Below are 15,018 nucleotides of genomic sequence, written 5' to 3'. Positions count from 1 at the left end.
GGGCAGGAGGGCGTGAGGGGCGGGTGTGGGCGGCAGTCGCCGCCGCTGGCGCCCCGGTTGTGGTGAGTGCCGAGGAGGCTGGGATGGACTGGCGTGGGTTTGCGCAGCAGATGGGTGCGATGGCACATGATCTGCTGGAGCAGCCGTCGGTGGACAGGACGCTGGAGCGGATCACCGGTTCGGCGACCGAGATGGTGGAGGGCTGCGACGCTGCGGGGATTTTGCTGTTGAGCGACGAGGAGGCGGTGTCTTTGGCACCGTCGGAACCTTTGGTGGTGGAGCTGGACCAGCTTCAGTACCGGCTGGGCCAGGGCCCGTGCTTCGATGCCGCTCGGCACGCGGCCAGGGAGCGGGTGTTCCGGATCGCTGACTTCACCCTGGTGGAGTCGCGGTGGCCCGGTTTCGTGCCGGAGGCGCTGAAGCTGGGGGTGGGCAGCATGATGGGCTTCCTGCTGTTCACCGATGACGATGACTTCGGCGCCCTGAACTTCTACTCCCGCGAACCAGGGGCGTTCACCGGGAACAGCCAGACCGCCGGTGTGCTGCTGGCGTCGCATGCCGCCGTGGCCCTGTCCGCCGCCCGTACCCACGCGCAGATGGAACAGGCCGTCGCCACTCGCCACCAGGTCGGCCAGGCCATGGGCATCCTCATGGCCCGCCACCACATCGCGGAGAACGACGCGTTCAACGTCTTGCGCCGCTACTCGCAGGACCACAACGTCAAGCTCCGCGACATCGCCCGGCAGGTGTGCGAGCAGGGCCGCCTGCCCTGACCCCCCCGGGGCTCGGGGCGGTTCCCCCGGCAGCCTTTCCGTAGAGGGGGAACCTGCGCCGGGTCGGCCCCCGCGGGGAGCGTCACCGTTCCGGCCCTGCACCACGGGGTGCCCCACGGACCGGCACCTGAACAGGAAGAGCACGTTGCGCTGAGGTCCGGGCCGAACGCCTACCCCGAGGGGCGGATGGACTCCATCAGGTTCCCCGGCGACCTTGTCCGCGCCCAGCGCGAGTGGCACGGCGTCTACCGCGCCGTGGCGTGCCGCGCCCGCGCCACGCCACCGAGCTGCGCCGCCGCCTGCTCCTGCTGTCGGTGCGGATCGAGTGGCATCCGTTCTGGTCGGCTCCGGCCGGGTGGACGCCTGCGGCCCGGGTGGAGCTCCGGCGGGGACCGGCGTGCGGATGCTGCGTGAATCGGAGGAGCATGGCCGATCTGCCGCCTGACCTGGAGCGTCTCCGGACGCTGGAAACGTGGCTGGACCTGTCCCTGAAGCGGGTCCGTGAGCAGATCGCGACTGTTGAGCGGTCAGCGCAGCCTCAGCGCGCACCGCAGCCCCCGGCAGCCGTCCGGCTCGCTGGGCCGCGCCGTGCGCCGACGCCTGACGTGGGTATCTCTGCTGTCGGTATCGGGGCGCCCGTCGCTGAGATTCACCGGGGCGACTGTTTCGCCGGGGGAGGGACGCTGAGGCCGGTCAGTGCGGAGCGTGCCCGGGCGGGGCTGGCCAACGGTGTCCGGTCCTGCAGGGTGTGCCGCCCCGACAACGTCCTCAGCAGGCTGTGATGGCAGTCGGTGACACGTCCGGGTGGGAACGCTGGGGGCGTGTCACGTACCCCTGCACTCGGCTGCCGCCCGATGCTGGCCCCGACCTGCCGGGACTGCCGGAGGGCGTTGTTGTGCAGGTTGGGATGCCGGTACCGGATCGGGTGGGTTGTGTTGCCGCGGTGGCGGTGTTCGCCGTGGCGGGAGCGGGCGGTGCGGCGGGCACCCCCCCCCGGCCGCTTGCTGAGCTTGTCCGTCCGGAACCCACCGGCATCCGCTCCCGCAGTCTGCGGACTTCTTTGCTAGACGGCTCCCTTGAGGCTGGCGACCCGCCAGGCGCCGGTCTCGTGCGTCAAGTCCACCACCACGGACTGAGGAATTTTGGCGTGGTCCAGGGTGATGAGCGCGCGGTTGTCGCTGGGGAACTTCGAGTCAGATATTTCCCAGTTCTTCGTGAGCCCTGCACGCTCGATGTCTTCCCTGTCCTCATCGGCTTCCGCCTGTGCGCTCTCCATTTCTTCCGCGGTGTCGCACGGAAGCGTGTCGTATCTCTCGGAGCGAAGTCCGCACATGGTGACGACATCTCCGCCGTAAGAAGCGCGGATGAAGTCCAGAGCCGCCTTCTGCGCCTGTTCCTGGACGGTCGGCTCCGAGTCATTCTGGACGACCAGCAGAGTAGATCCGCCCCCGATGATCACTACCACCGCGGCCACGAAGCCCCAGAACGCCCCACCGCGCTTCGTGGTCTTGTTGCCGATGTGGCTCCTGTTGCCTTTGCCCGTCTGGCTGACAACACCGGCATGGCCCGTTCCGAAGCTGATCGCCTCGTTGTTCGACGGTTGCAGCTGTTCCAGCTTTGTCTCCAGCATGCGAGCGAGGCCCCGGTTGTCCCCCAGGATCCGTTCCAGAGCACGTGAGGCGGTGATCTGGGTGGCGGGGTTCTCGGGGCTTTCCCGCAGCGCCACGGCCGCTGATTCGCTCTCCGGCCCCGCGCTCAGCGTGTCGAACACCAGACTGCTTACAGCCGCGCTTCCCTGAGCAACGACGATCTCGATGGAACGCTGCGCAATCTCGCCGATATCCATGAGGCTCCCCCTGTATGAAGGAGCTGAACTTTCCGAGTCTCACCCCTTACCAGGCAAGACGAGTTCAGGCCGCAAATCTCGGTCATCTCCTCTTGTATCGTGCCGAGTTGGCAAGCAGCGAACAGACGTCACATGCCTGGTTCCGGAGTACGGCCTTCACCCGGGGCGACTGCTGGGCCCGGGGGCAGGCAGTCGCAGCCGATCAGTGCGGATCGTGCCCGTGCGGAGCTGGCCGACGTTGTCCAGGCCTGCGGGGTGTGCCGCCCCGACAACGTCCTCAACCGGCCGTGACAGCCCGGCGCGCTGGATAGACACCTCAGCCGTTTAACTCGTCAAGTCGGGGCGGTCGTTGTTCGAGTGCGCGTCGCTAGCATTATGGACATGCCTGATGTATGGATCGGTCTCAGCTCTGCTGCTCGGCGGAGGAACTGGTGGTGGACCGGTTTCCTGACGCTCGTGTGCGCCGGGATGGCGGTGGCAGTGGTGTTGACCGCGCCGACATCGAATCGACGGTGGTGGGGTAGTGGTGTTGCGGTCGCCTGGTTGGCCTCGCTCCTTTACATGATCAACCGTGGCTATGGCCGAACGCTCCTGACCGCGAGAGGGATGGAGTTCCGCACGTTCATCAGTCGTCGCTCGATTTTGTGGAGCGACGTCACGCGGATCGAGAGGCGGCAGCACCAGACGCGGGGCGGGTTCTGGTGGGACTTGCGGGCCGTCCGGATCCGCGGGCGTTCGCTCACGATCCCCGGGGCCTTCACCAGCCGGATGCGGGATGCGGAGTTCGAGCAGAAGCTGGGCGTCATCCACGAGCGTTGGTCTCGCGCAGTCGACGGCTGATGGAGCTCCCGCCCGGCCCGGGATTCCTCTTCCTGGATCAGGACCCCGATCCACTGCACCTCCGGGTCCGACAGAATCGCTGCGATCCGCTCCTCACCGCTCATGAGGTGGCCTCCTGCGCCCAGTCGATGCCGAGCGCGGTGAGCTGCTCGCGCTGTTCGGTGGTCAGCTTGTTCCGCCGGCTGCGGGTGTTGCTGATCCAGGTGCCCAGCCGCACGGCTCCGTGGGGTGTCTCCTCGATGTGCGCCCGGGGCACGACGACCCGCCTCTCCCGGGAGGCGTACTGGGTGAGCGGGATGGTGCCCCGCTCGAACGCTCCGGCCCCCTTCCCCTTCCCGGCCGGGGTGGCTGCGGTGGTTCGGGGTGCGAGGCCGAGTGCAGTCAGGTGTTCGCGCTGTTCGGGCGGCAGGTTGTTCCAGACGTCGGGGTCGGTCTGCCGGCGGGTCCAGGTGCCGACGTCGAATCCGTTCACGGTGACACCGGGCAGGACATTTGCCGGGCCCTGTTCCTCGGCGAGGAGTTCGCGGGCGGCGGCGTAGTGGCGCTGCCAGTCGACCGGCCACCCGGCAGGGTTCCACTCGGGGTCGATGGCCTCCAGGGCGCGGCGGCGTTCGCCGGCGCGTACGGGGTCGGTGCCCAGTCCGCCGGGGCGGCGGAGATTGCTGAGCCATTGCCCGACCTCGACCCCGTCCCACACCGTGTTCCTCGGGCAGGCCAGGCTGCCGTGCACCGCGTGGTGGTCGCGGGCCGCGGTGAGGTTCTTCCAGAGCGCCGCGTCGCTGACCGACCAGACCATGCCCACTTCGTTCAGCAGGTCGGTGCGCCACGGCTTGAGTGTCCCGGCCTTGAAGCTGCGGCGCTGCTCGCTGACCCAGGTGCCGAGCCCGTACGGGGCGGCGTCGTCGCCCCGCTCGACGGGTGGTCTCGCTGGGGACGCGGGTGTGTCCGTGCTCGCGGACCCAGCCGCGCAGGGCGGTGTATCCGGTGAGCCAGATTTCGGAGTCGGGGCGGAGGACGGGGGTGCGGAGGAAGAGCGCGACTGCCTGCGGGGCGCGGGGGAGGCTGAACCGCAGCAGCAGCAGCGGCGTGCTGCTGCCCGCCATGCCCGGTGCTGCGCCGTCGTACTCGTCGCCCTGGTCCTTGCCGTCCTCGTCGCTGTCGGCGTCCTCCTGGCCGTCGCCGTCGCCGTCGCCGTCGCCGTCGCCGTCGGCACCGGTGCCGGCCGCCGTGCTCTCGTCGGTGGTGTCCTTCTGCTTCTCGTCCTGCTCCTGGCCGTCACGCTCGTCGCCCTGGTCGTCGTTCTCGTCGGCCGGGGGCTGCTGCGGGTCGCGGGCGAGCACGGACGTGACGTGTCCCCGCGCGGTGGTGGTGGGCAGCGCCCATGCGCTCGATGACCCGGTTGTCGTGTGCACGCAGCCCTTTTATCTAGGGGTGGTTCGGGTGTGAGGGATGTTTGTTTGGGTTGTCACCTGCAGGGATGGTGTCGGGTGAACTGCGGGGTGGAGGTGGGGGAGTGGTGGTTACGTTCGGCACGTGGAACGGATCTAGGTAGCGGAAGGGGCTGTCTCTCCGGCAACGGGCGTGACCCGGTGGGTGGTGGTCGCCTCCCGGATTTACGGTCTGCAGACCGAGGCGGTGGCCTGTCTCGCTTCGCTGCGGGCCCGGGACTGCTCGCCGAATACCGAGCGGGTCTACGCCGGCAGAATCGCCCTGTACCTGGACTACTGCCTGATGCGGCGGCCTGACGCCCCGATCTTCCACGCCATGCTGCTCGACCTTCCCTGGAAGCCGGGGAACCGGGCGGTGAGAGCAGGCCGTGCTGGTCGGACCGGGGAGGGGTGGTCGCCGGTCCGACACTCGATCATGCCCTGGCAGGGTGTGGCTGTGTCAGGCGGTGCGGGCGTCGTCGATGGTGCTGTGGATGCGTAATGCGGGACGCGAAGGGCGTACCTCGCCGCCGAGTACGGCGTCGACCCTGCTGACCCCTTCCGAGGGCGCGCGGCGCCGCCCGTACCAGCCCCGTCGGGCGGCGCCGAAGGCCCGGACTGCGCGCCCCCGGGTCCAACTGAGCTTCTCGTAGCCCCGGCCCGCAGGCGTCCGTCCGGCCGGCCGGGGTAGACGGCTGACCGGCCCGCCCATCGGCGCGGCTGAAACTCAGGAGAGGACACGATCAGAGTGAGCGACGCCGAGTACCGGAAGCAGACCCCCGACGGAGCGGCCGAACTCCTGGTTCGCTGCCTGGAGAACGAGGGCGTCGAGGTGGTGTTCGGCGTACCGGGCGAGGAGAACATCCGTTTCACCAACGCCCTCGCCCGCTCGGAGAAGATCCGCTACGTCCTCACCCGGCACGAGCAGGCCGCGTCTTTCATGGCGGAGATGCACGGTCGGCTCACCGGCTCGGCGGGTGTGATGTCCGCGACGCTGGGGCCCGGCGCGATCAACCTGATGCTGGGCGTCGCCGACGCCATGACGAACAGCACGCCCGTTGTCGCGATCACCGCGCAGGTCGGCAAGGAGCGCAACTACAAGGAGTCCCACCAGTTCGTGGACCTGGTGAGCATGTTCGCCCCGGTCACGAAGTGGTCGGCGGAGGTCCCGGCTACCCAGGCCATCCCCGAGATGGTGCGGCGCGCGTTCAAGACCGCGGAGTCCGAGCGGCCCGGCGCCGTCTACCTCGCCGTGCCCGAGGACGTCGACGAGGCGACGGACGGCTCGGACCTGCGCCCGCTCCGCAGGAACGTCGTGCAGCCCGAGGCACCGTCCCCGAAGCAGATCAGGCGGGCGGTGGAGCTGCTGCGGGAGGCCCGCCGGCCGGTGATCCTCGCCGGACACGGCGCGGCGCGCGGCGGCGCCGAGGAGTCGCTGGCGGCGTTCGCCACCGCACTCGACGTGTCGACGGCGACCACCTTCCACGGCAAGGGCGTCCTGCCCGACGACCACCCGTGCGCGACCGGCACGTTCGGCTTCATGCGGCGCGACTACACCAACTTCGGGTTCGAGGAGGCCGATGTCGTCATCGCCGTCGGCTACGAGCTGCAGGAGTTCGACCCGTCCCGGATAAACCCGGACGGTGACAAGAAGATCGTCCACATCCACCGCGTCCCGGCAGAGGTGGACGACAGCTACTCGGTCGACGTCGGCATCATCGGCGACATCTCCGCCTCCCTCGACGCCCTCGCCACCGAACTCGACGGCCTGCGCTGGACCATCGACGACGAGGACACCACGGCCACCCGCACGCTGCTGGCCAAGGAACTCGAGCAGGGCGCCGCGGACGAGCGCTACCCGCTCGCCCCGCAGCGCATCATCGCCGACACCCGCGCCGCGCTCGGTCGCGACGACATCGTGCTGGTCGACACCGGCGCGCTGAAGATGTGGATGGCCCGGCTCTACCCGACGTACGCGCCGAACACCTGCCTCATCTCCAACGGCTTGTCCACCATGGGCTTCTCGCTGCCCGGGGCGCTCGCGGTTCAGCTCGCCAGGCCGCAGACGAAGGTGCTGGCGGCGGTCGGCGACGGCTCGTTCCTCATGCACTCCCAGGAGATCGAGACGGCGGTTCGCGAGAACATCCCGCTGACCGTGCTGATCTGGGAGGACAACGGCTACGGGCTCATCAAGTGGAAGATGGACCTGGAGGTCGGGGAACACTCCAACACCGACTTCGGCAACCCGGACATCGTCCAGTACGCCCGCAGCTTCGGCGCGAAGGGCTACCACATCGAGTCCGCCGGGGACCTCCTGCCGACGCTCCGTGAGGCACTGGCGGACCCTGGCGTGTCGATCATCAACTGCCCTGTGGACTACGCCGAGAACATGAACCTCATCGAGCACCTCGGGCACCTCGACTCGGCGCTCTGACCCGCCCGCGGCGCGGCCCGACCCCGTACGGGCTGCGCGGCGGCCCTCCCGCAGGGGCGGTGCCCTCGGGTCTGCGGCATCGCGTGGCTTTTCCGCGGCGCGGGGTAGATGGCCACCGTGAGGTTCGGCCAGTCGAGGAGAGGAACTCTTGTTATGCGTGCTCGGAGCATAGGTGCGGCAGCCGCCACGGGGTTGGCGCTGGTGGCCGCCCGCGACCTCGTGCAGAAGAAGCACGCGCTGCTGAGGAACTTCCCCCTGGTGGGACACGCCAGGTATGTGCTGGAGACGATCGGCCCCGAGCTACGGCAGTACATCGTGACGTCCAACGACGAGGAGCGTCCCTTCAGCCGTGACCAGCGCAGCTGGATCTACGCGTCGGCGAAGGGTGAGAACAACTACTTCGGGTTCGGCACCGACAACGACATCGAGCACGTGCAGGGGCATGCATACGTGAAGCAGCGTACGTTCGCCGGTGCGCTGCCGGATCTGAGCGACCCGCAGGCGGCGTTGCCCTCGGCCAAGGTGCTCGGCGGACCGCGCGGCCGGGCGAAGGCGTTCCGCCCGGCGAGCGTCATCAACATCTCTGCGATGAGCTTCGGCTCGCTGTCCGGCGCGGCCGTCACGGCGCTCAACAAGGGTGCGGCGCTGGCCGGGACGATGCAGAACACCGGCGAGGGCGGCCTGTCGCCCTACCACCTCAACGGCGGGGACCTCGTCCTCCAGGTCGGTACGTCGTACTTCGGCTGCCGCAACGAGGACGGGACGTTCAACCTCGACAAGCTCAAGTCCATGGTCGCGGGCGCGCCTGTCAAGGCGATCGAGATCAAGCTCTCGCAGGGCGCGAAGCCAGGGCTCGGCGGCATGTTGCCGGGCGCAAAGGTGACCGACGAGATTGCCGCAATCCGCGACATTCCCGCAGGCAAGGACTGCGCTTCGCCGTCGCGGCACACCGCGTTCCACGACGTGGACTCGATGCTCGACTTCGTGGAACTGTTGGCCACGGAGACCGGGTTGCCGGTCGGGATCAAGAGTGCCATCGGGGAGATGGACTTCTGGGAGGAACTCGCCACCCTGATGGAGCGGGGCGAGCGAGGGGTCGACTTCGTGACCGTCGACGGTGGCGAGGGCGGCACCGGGGCGGCTCCCCTCATCTTCGCCGACTCGGTGTCCCTGCCGTTCCGCATGGGCTTCTCCCGCGTCTACGGCGTGTTCGCCGAGCGGGGCCTGACCGACGACATCACCTTTATCGGTTCCGGCAAGCTCGGCCTGCCCGAGAAAGCCGTCGTCGCGTTCGCCCTCGGCGTCGACATGATCAATGTGGGCCGTGAGGCGATGCTGTCCATCGGCTGCATCCAGGCCCAGAAGTGCCACACCGACAAGTGCCCCACCGGCATCGCCACCCAGGACCCGTGGCTGGCGCGCGGCATCGACGCGCCCTCGAAGGGCATCCGGGCCGCGATGTACCTGCGCACCCTGCGCAGGGAGTTGCTGAAGGTCTCGGGCGCCGTCGGTGTCCCCCACCCGTCGCTCATCACCCCCACCGACATAGACATCCTGAACGGCGACTACGACGCCCGGAGCCTGGGGAGTGTTTACGGCTACAAGGATGGCTGGGGCTCGCTCGGCCCCGAGCTCGCCCATGAGATCGCCGAACTGCTTGCCACCTGAGCCAGCTACTCGGCCACCTGTCTTCAACCGTCATGCCCTGCGCAGCACGCCCATCGAGTGGAGCGCACCGAGTGGACGGTGGTGCGTATCGCGGTGCGCACCGGATGGACTCGGTGCGCACCGGGTGCGGAGTGCACCGCGTGGGCGGGCACCAGGTGCTCATCGCACATCGCCTCCAGGGTGTCGGCGGTGTCCGGGTGCGGGGTCCGGGATCACGTTCACCGTGAACCGGATGATGCTGCGGGCGATGCCCGGCGCCGTCGTGACGGGGGAGTCCCGCGCCCAGTCCCGCAGCGCGGACAGCAGCGCGCATCCGACCTCGTCCAGTGCGAAGGAGCCCGCGGACAGCTCTGCCCCCTCCCATTACCCTTTTGGTGGCCCCGCAACGGGCTACAGGCCTCCGGGCGCGGCATGACTTCCCCCCTTGGTAGTACTGCAACGGCGTTTGGTGTGACTGGTGGTCAGGACCCGGCCGCGGCCAAGGCACCGGACCTGATCAGTCGCGACTTCACCGCGGACAAGCCGAACACGAAGTACGTCGGCGACATCACCTACCTGCCCCTCGACGGCGGGAAGTTCTGCTACCTGGCGAGGGTCATCGACCTCGCCTCGCGCCGTATGGACGGCCGGGCGATCGCCGGCCACACGCGCGCGGATCTCGTCACCGACGCCCTGGCCGCGGCGATCCGCACCTGCGGCAGCCTCGCCGGACCGGTCATGCACACCGACCACGGAGCCCAGCACACGAGCAGGGGCATTCGCCGCAGCCTGCAGGTCAGCAGGGGTTCGGCGGAGCATGAGCGCGGTCGGGTCCAGCGCGGACAACGCACTCGCCGAGTCCTTCAACGCGACCTTCAAACGCGAGACCTTGCAAGGACGAAGGAGCTGGCCAACCGAGCGCGAGGCCGCTCGGGCAGGCGGCTACGGCGCGATGCGCTCGTTCACCTGGAGAGTGCTTGCTTCCTCTCAGCCGACAGACCCCTGGTAAGTCCCACCACCGCAGCTCAGCGGCACTCTCCGCCTGTCTGATCAAGGTCCGCGCTGGCCCGCCCGTGAAAGCCCGAGGTTAACGGGCCTTCCGTGCTCGCTTGGACCGCTGAGTGCTTTCGAGTTGAGGCAACGAAAGACTGGACCGCGGACCGCCCGACTGACGCCGGCGCCGTACCGAGTTGTCCTGACCCACTCGTGTTGTCTGTGGATCTTGTTCTGAGCTGCAGACTTGCCAGGCCGGTTGAGACCTGTGCGGGCGCGCGTTCTCAGCGGATCTGGCTTCTGCGGAATCGCGGAGCGGGTTGCCGGACTGGATCTGATCCGGCGCTGGTTCGCGCTGCGGCTGACGGGGTATCGCCGTCGTGCAGCGGCTCGGTCTGCTGCTGCTCACGTTGGACCCCGGAGCGATTGTCGAGTGAGGCAGATCACACTCCGATCGGTGAGTTGGAGGCCGATCTGCGTACAGTCCGCCCGCCCGCACGCCGACCGGGGCCGGGCCCCGGGCCAGGACGGCGGCGGCGAGCGCGAGGTGCGGGTCACGGTCCAGCGGCAGCCCGCCAGTCGCCGTGCCGGTCGCGCATCTATCGAGTGGAGATTCGGCCGCGCGGTGAGCCTCATCCACCACTCAGCGCGGCACCCCGGCCCGGTGCCACGCCTCGGGTAGAGGGCCGGTCCCCGGCAGGCCCTCCGGAAGCCCGCTGATGCGCTGCTAGGAGCCGCTTACCCGTCATGCCGGCGTCCGCCGTACCCGCGCCTGCCGTACCCGGCCCGGCCCGTCCCTCCCTGCTGCACCCGCGCCGGTTCCCGACCTGCCCCAGTCCGCCGCGTCGTGGGGGTCGGAGGTGCTGGAAGCGCTCCGGGCGACTCCGGCGCCCTGGTACGCGGTGGCCTACCCCGCCACCGGTGGCGGCTGGCACATCAGCCTCCTTCAAGAGCGAGGCTTGATCCGCGACTCCTTTACGGCCGTCGGCCTGGACGCCGCCGACCGCGGGCTCGAGAAGCGGGGGTACCTGTCCCTCGCCTCCGCGATGGGCCGGGACTGGGACCGGCTGACACGGAGAAGGGACGAACAAGGGCGTGGCACCCTGGTCTTCCTGAACCCCGGAGAAGACGTCTGACACTGCCCTCGGCCCGCCGCCGCAACGCCCCACCCTGCTCCGGGCGCGGCCAGGCCGCTCACGGTGTTCCGTGCTCGGCCCCGCCCGCGCCGGTGGAGCAAGGTCCCGTCCTGAGCGAAAATCCCAGTGTCGAAAACCGTAGTTTCGAAAACTTGATTTTCTGTTCGTGGAGTGGCTACAGTTCCTGTATCAGCCAAGGACCGGATCAGGAGCAGCCATGACCGTGGAACCTGCGGTATCGCGCCGCCGCAAACTCACTGCGGAGCGAGAGCGTGAACTGCTGCTCGTGACGGCAGAGCTTGTCGGCGAGGTCGGTTATGAGCAGGTGACCATGGCAGCTGTCGCCCAGCGGGCGAAGTGCAGTACGGCGACGCTCTACCGGCAGTGGGAAAGCAAGCCGCGCCTGGTGATTTCGGCGTGGAAGGCTCTGAGCGCAGAGTCCGGGGAGGACTTGTCCAGCATCGACACCGGCAGTCTGCGCGGCGATCTGATGGAGGTCGCGCGGTATCTGGTGGCCGATGATCTGGCCAATGAGCCCTTCACCTCGTTGCCGGCGGCGATCGTCCAGGACGAGGACCTCATGGACATCGTGCGCGAGATCCTGATCCATCCGATCCTGCGGGATCTTGCCCAGCTGTTCGAGCGTGCGGTCGCAAGGGGCGAGATCAGGGCCGGAAACCCGGTCATTGACCTGGCGGACCAGATCCTGCTGGGCCCGTGGCTCGCACAGAAAATCGTTCACGGGACCGAGGCGACCCAGGAGCTGATGGAAGCCGTTGTCGAGCTGGTGCTCCTGCCGGCTCTCACCGCGCAGCCCGCCACCGCCTGACCCAACCCAGCCCCCACCACCTTCCGGCCGCACCTTCCCGTGCTACCGGCGACCCCGCACGTCCCTGACGACGGCCCGGAGCCACTCGTCTCCCTCCGCATGCCCTCATCGGTGCCGTGCCTGCCACAGGCCGGGCTCAGGGCACCGCACGTCCGAAAACACCTTCGACCCGGAGCGTTTCCCTCATGGCCACCTTCCTTCACAAGATCGGCGGGGCCGCGTTCAAGCGGCGCTGGCTGGTCGTCCTCCTCTGGGCGCTCATCCTGGGCGCCGTAGGTATCGGTGCTTCCACCGGTTCGGGCCCCGCCAGCTCCAGCATCAGCCTGCCCGGCACCGAGGCCCAGCGGGCCTTCGACCTCCTGGGAGAGAAGTTCCCCGCGGCCAACGCCGATGGAGCCACCGCCCGTGTCGTGCTGCGCGCACCCGACGACGAGAAGATCAGCACCCCGGAGAACAAGGCCGCTCTCGAAGCGACTCTGGCCGGCATCAAAGACTCCTCTTCCCGCATCGGACAGATCAGCGACCCCTTCGCCACCAAGGCAGTCAGCGCGGACGGCACCACCGCCTACGCCCAGGTCACCTACACCGCCACAGACGCCGACCTCACCGACGGTGACCACGCCGGCCTGGACAAGGCCCTGGAATCGGGCCGCGACCAGGGGCTGACCGTGGAAGCCTCCGGCAACGCGCTGGCCGCCCCCGAGGAAAGCCACACCGCCGAAGCCATCGGCTTCGCCCTGGCAGCCGTCATCCTCCTCGTCACCTTCGGCTCCCTGATCGCCGCGGGCCTGCCCCTGCTCACCGCGCTCGTCGGAGTCGGGGTGAGCATGGCCGCCATCACTGCGCTCAGCGGCCCGCTCGACCTCAACAGCAACGCCTCGGCCCTCGCCACGATGCTCGGCATCGCCGTCGGCATCGACTACGCCCTGTTCATCGTCTCCCGCTACCGTTCGGAGCGCGCCGACGGTTACGACGCCCGGGAGGCCGCCGCCCGTGCGAACGGCACAGCGGGTTCCGCCGTCGTGTTCGCCGGGCTGACCGTTGTCATCGCCCTCGCGGGCCTCGCGGTGGTGAACCTGCCCATCCTGACCGCGATGGGTCTGGCCGCCGCTGGCGCCGTCGTCATCGCCGTCCTCGTCGCCACCACCCTGGTTCCCGCGCTCCTCGGCTTCGCGGGTGAACGCGTCCGCGGCCAGAACCGGAAGAAGTCCGCCGCCGTGGCCGACCCGGCCAAGCCCGCCAAGCCGGGCCTGGGGCAGCGCTGGATTTCCTACGTCCTGCGCAAGCCGGCCCGGATGCTCCTCCTGGCCGTGATCGCTCTCGGTGTGGTTGCCCTCCCCGCCACCCGGCTCGAACTCGGGCTGCCGGACGACGGTTCAAAGGCCACCTCGTCCACCCAGCGCAAGGCATACGACATGCTGTCCGAGTCATTCGGACCCGGCTTCAACGGCCCTCTCACCGTGACCGTCGACGACCAGGACCCGGCCGTCGCCCTCAGTGGAGCCGAGGACCTGGGCAAGTCCCTCTCCGGCCTTGCGGACGTGGCTGGCGTGACCCCGGCCGCCTTCAACGAGAGCGGCGACACCGCGATCATCACCGTCATCCCCAAGAGCGCTCCGGGCAGCGACGCCACCAAGGACCTCGTCACCGACATCCGCAACCTGGCCGGCGACCTCCAGTCCGACACCGGTGCCCGCTCCCTAGTGACCGGCACCACAGCCCTCAACATCGACATCTCCGACAAGTTCAGCGCCGCGATCGTGCCCTACCTCGCCCTCGTCGTCGGCCTCGCTGTCCTCGTGCTGATCCTCGTCTTCCGGTCCATCCTGGTCCCCGCCAAGGCGGCCCTCGGGTTCCTGCTCTCCGTACTGGCCTCCCTCGGAGCCCTGGTCGCGGTCTTCCAGTGGGGCTGGCTGAAAGACCTCATCGGCCTGGAACAGACCGGCCCCGTCATGAGCCTGATGCCCGTTCTCATGGTCGGCATCGTGTTCGGCCTGGCCATGGACTACCAGGTCTTCCTGGTGACCCGCATGCGCGAGGCATACGTCCACGGCGCCGACGCCCGCACCGCCGTTGAGACGGGCTTCAAGCACAGCGCCACCGTCGTCACCGCCGCTGCCCTCATCATGATCAGCGTCTTCGCCGGCTTCGTCGGCTCCCACGACGCCATGATCAAATCGCTCGGGTTCGGCCTCGCCATCGCCGTCGTCTTCGACGCGTTCGTCGTCCGCATGACCATCATCCCGGCAGCCCTCGCCCTCCTCGGCAAGCGCGCATGGTCCCTGCCCGCCTGGATCGACCGCATCCTGCCCAACGTCGATATCGAAGGCGAAAAACTCACCAAGCACACCCCCGACACCCCCGCCGTCCGCGAACCGACCTACGCCGGCTCCACAAACCACAACCACTGACAACATCGCTCCACGGGTCCGCGGCTGCCACGGCCCTGCGGGCCTGCTCCCTGCCCCAAGGACGCCGGGCGCAGTTCGCTGTCCCCCGGCAGCATCTCGAATCGCTGGCGGAGGTCGGCGGCCACGCACCGTGCGTGCCCGGTGAGCTGGAGGCCGATCTGCGCACAGTCCGCCACCCGCAGGCCGACCGGGTTCGGGCCGCAGGCCAGGACGGCGGCGGCGAGTGCGAGGTGCGGGTCACGGTCCAGCGGCAGCCCGCCGGTCACCGCACCGGCCGGGTAGTACACCACAGTGCCGCTCATGCCCTCAGCTCCGCAGGCGTCAGGCCTGCCTGGAGTTCGGTGGGGTCGGTCGCGACGACGAACAGCCCCTGCTCCAGCAGCCAGGCCCGCTCCCCGTCCCCGGCGCGGTAGGCGATGTGCGCGAAGGAGGGGACCACCACCCCGTGGACCAGGCGGCCGGTTGCCGCCACCCGTACCCGCTGCCACCCGGCCCGCATGGCAGGGGCTTGGTCGAGGGGCCCGTTGTCGGCGATCGCGCAGCCGGCCGGTACGACCCACCCTCGGTCGTCCGCGTAGGCGGTGAGGTCATCGAGGACCAGGTGCTCGACGCCCCGCAGCGGCGCCACCGTGGGGCTCGGCCTACTGCCGGTCCGGCTGTGGCCGGCGGGGCGAGACGCCCA

Annotated in this window: 14 protein-coding genes and 1 pseudogene; 11 read left to right on the top strand and 4 right to left on the bottom strand. The window is 69.1% G+C overall.

All coding sequences use genetic code 11. The annotated features are described in order from the left end of the window. Nucleotides 1-83: 83 nt before the first annotated feature. Nucleotides 84-773 (top strand): GAF and ANTAR domain-containing protein, encoded by a 690-nt coding sequence (locus HET64_RS15395; protein ID WP_215105866.1) that lies wholly within the window; start codon nucleotides 84-86, stop codon nucleotides 771-773. Nucleotides 774-1,198: 425 nt separating this feature from the next. After that, the gene (locus tag HET64_RS40095; protein WP_365553732.1) at nucleotides 1,199-1,555 is read left to right on the top strand and encodes a DUF6233 domain-containing protein; all 357 of its coding nucleotides are present in this window, start codon (nucleotides 1,199-1,201) and stop codon (nucleotides 1,553-1,555) included. Between the two features lie 281 nt (nucleotides 1,556-1,836). Here the strand turns inward: HET64_RS40095 and HET64_RS15390 are convergent, their stop codons facing one another. After that, entirely contained in the window at nucleotides 1,837-2,619 is a 783-nt protein-coding gene (locus HET64_RS15390; protein WP_215105856.1) for a hypothetical protein, read from the bottom strand. 132 nt (nucleotides 2,620-2,751) lie between these two features. Between HET64_RS15390 and HET64_RS40090 the strand changes: the two genes are divergently transcribed. Further along, nucleotides 2,752-2,910: a DUF6233 domain-containing protein gene (locus tag HET64_RS40090; RefSeq protein ID WP_365553738.1), complete on the top strand. Its 159-nt coding sequence runs from the start codon at nucleotides 2,752-2,754 to the stop codon at nucleotides 2,908-2,910. A 90-nt stretch (nucleotides 2,911-3,000) separates the two neighbouring features. Further along, the gene (locus HET64_RS15385; RefSeq protein WP_251145353.1) at nucleotides 3,001-3,459 is read left to right on the top strand and encodes a hypothetical protein; all 459 of its coding nucleotides are present in this window, start codon (nucleotides 3,001-3,003) and stop codon (nucleotides 3,457-3,459) included. A gap of 100 nt (nucleotides 3,460-3,559) precedes the next feature. Here HET64_RS15385 and HET64_RS39045 read toward each other — a convergent pair whose 3' ends face one another. Then, entirely contained in the window at nucleotides 3,560-4,255 is a 696-nt protein-coding gene (locus tag HET64_RS39045) for a helicase associated domain-containing protein (protein ID WP_251145352.1), read from the bottom strand. 151 nt (nucleotides 4,256-4,406) lie between these two features. Here HET64_RS39045 and HET64_RS39040 point away from each other — a divergent pair, with 151 nt between their 5' ends. From HET64_RS39040 to HET64_RS15350, 7 genes and pseudogenes are all read left to right on the top strand, one after another. Further along, the gene (locus HET64_RS39040) at nucleotides 4,407-4,853 is read left to right on the top strand and encodes a hypothetical protein (protein ID WP_251145351.1); all 447 of its coding nucleotides are present in this window, start codon (nucleotides 4,407-4,409) and stop codon (nucleotides 4,851-4,853) included. Between the two features lie 781 nt (nucleotides 4,854-5,634). Beyond that, nucleotides 5,635-7,320, top strand: a complete 1,686-nt coding sequence (locus tag HET64_RS15375) for an acetolactate synthase large subunit (RefSeq protein WP_215105852.1) — start codon at nucleotides 5,635-5,637, stop codon at nucleotides 7,318-7,320. Between the two features lie 153 nt (nucleotides 7,321-7,473). Next, a complete protein-coding gene (locus HET64_RS15370) occupies nucleotides 7,474-8,988 on the top strand; it encodes an FMN-binding glutamate synthase family protein (RefSeq protein ID WP_215105850.1) in 1,515 nt (504 codons plus the stop codon). 465 nt (nucleotides 8,989-9,453) lie between these two features. Then, nucleotides 9,454-9,904, top strand: a pseudogene (locus HET64_RS15365) (DDE-type integrase/transposase/recombinase); the annotation flags it as partial. Between the two features lie 916 nt (nucleotides 9,905-10,820). Further along, complete coding sequence (locus HET64_RS15360; RefSeq protein WP_215105846.1) at nucleotides 10,821-11,096, top strand: hypothetical protein; 276 nt, start codon at nucleotides 10,821-10,823, stop codon at nucleotides 11,094-11,096. 217 nt (nucleotides 11,097-11,313) lie between these two features. Further along, entirely contained in the window at nucleotides 11,314-11,925 is a 612-nt protein-coding gene (locus HET64_RS15355) for a TetR/AcrR family transcriptional regulator (RefSeq protein WP_215105844.1), read from the top strand. 185 nt (nucleotides 11,926-12,110) lie between these two features. Further along, a complete protein-coding gene (locus HET64_RS15350) occupies nucleotides 12,111-14,336 on the top strand; it encodes an MMPL family transporter (RefSeq protein WP_215105843.1) in 2,226 nt (741 codons plus the stop codon). Here HET64_RS15350 and HET64_RS15345 read toward each other — a convergent pair. After that, the gene (locus HET64_RS15345; RefSeq protein WP_215105841.1) at nucleotides 14,306-14,638 is read right to left on the bottom strand and encodes a restriction endonuclease; all 333 of its coding nucleotides are present in this window, start codon (nucleotides 14,636-14,638) and stop codon (nucleotides 14,306-14,308) included. The two genes, HET64_RS15350 and HET64_RS15345, sit on opposite strands and share 31 nt — an antisense overlap. After that, a complete protein-coding gene (locus HET64_RS15340) occupies nucleotides 14,635-14,964 on the bottom strand; it encodes a hypothetical protein (RefSeq protein WP_215105839.1) in 330 nt (109 codons plus the stop codon). The genes HET64_RS15345 and HET64_RS15340 overlap by 4 nt, the downstream gene beginning before the upstream one ends. Nucleotides 14,965-15,018 lie beyond the last annotated feature (54 nt).

This window comes from Streptomyces sp. McG3 (genome assembly GCF_018619185.1).
Classification (GTDB): domain Bacteria; phylum Actinomycetota; class Actinomycetes; order Streptomycetales; family Streptomycetaceae; genus Streptomyces.
Note: the sequence above shows the minus strand (reverse complement) of the source record. Positions and strands in the feature narration are given on the sequence as shown.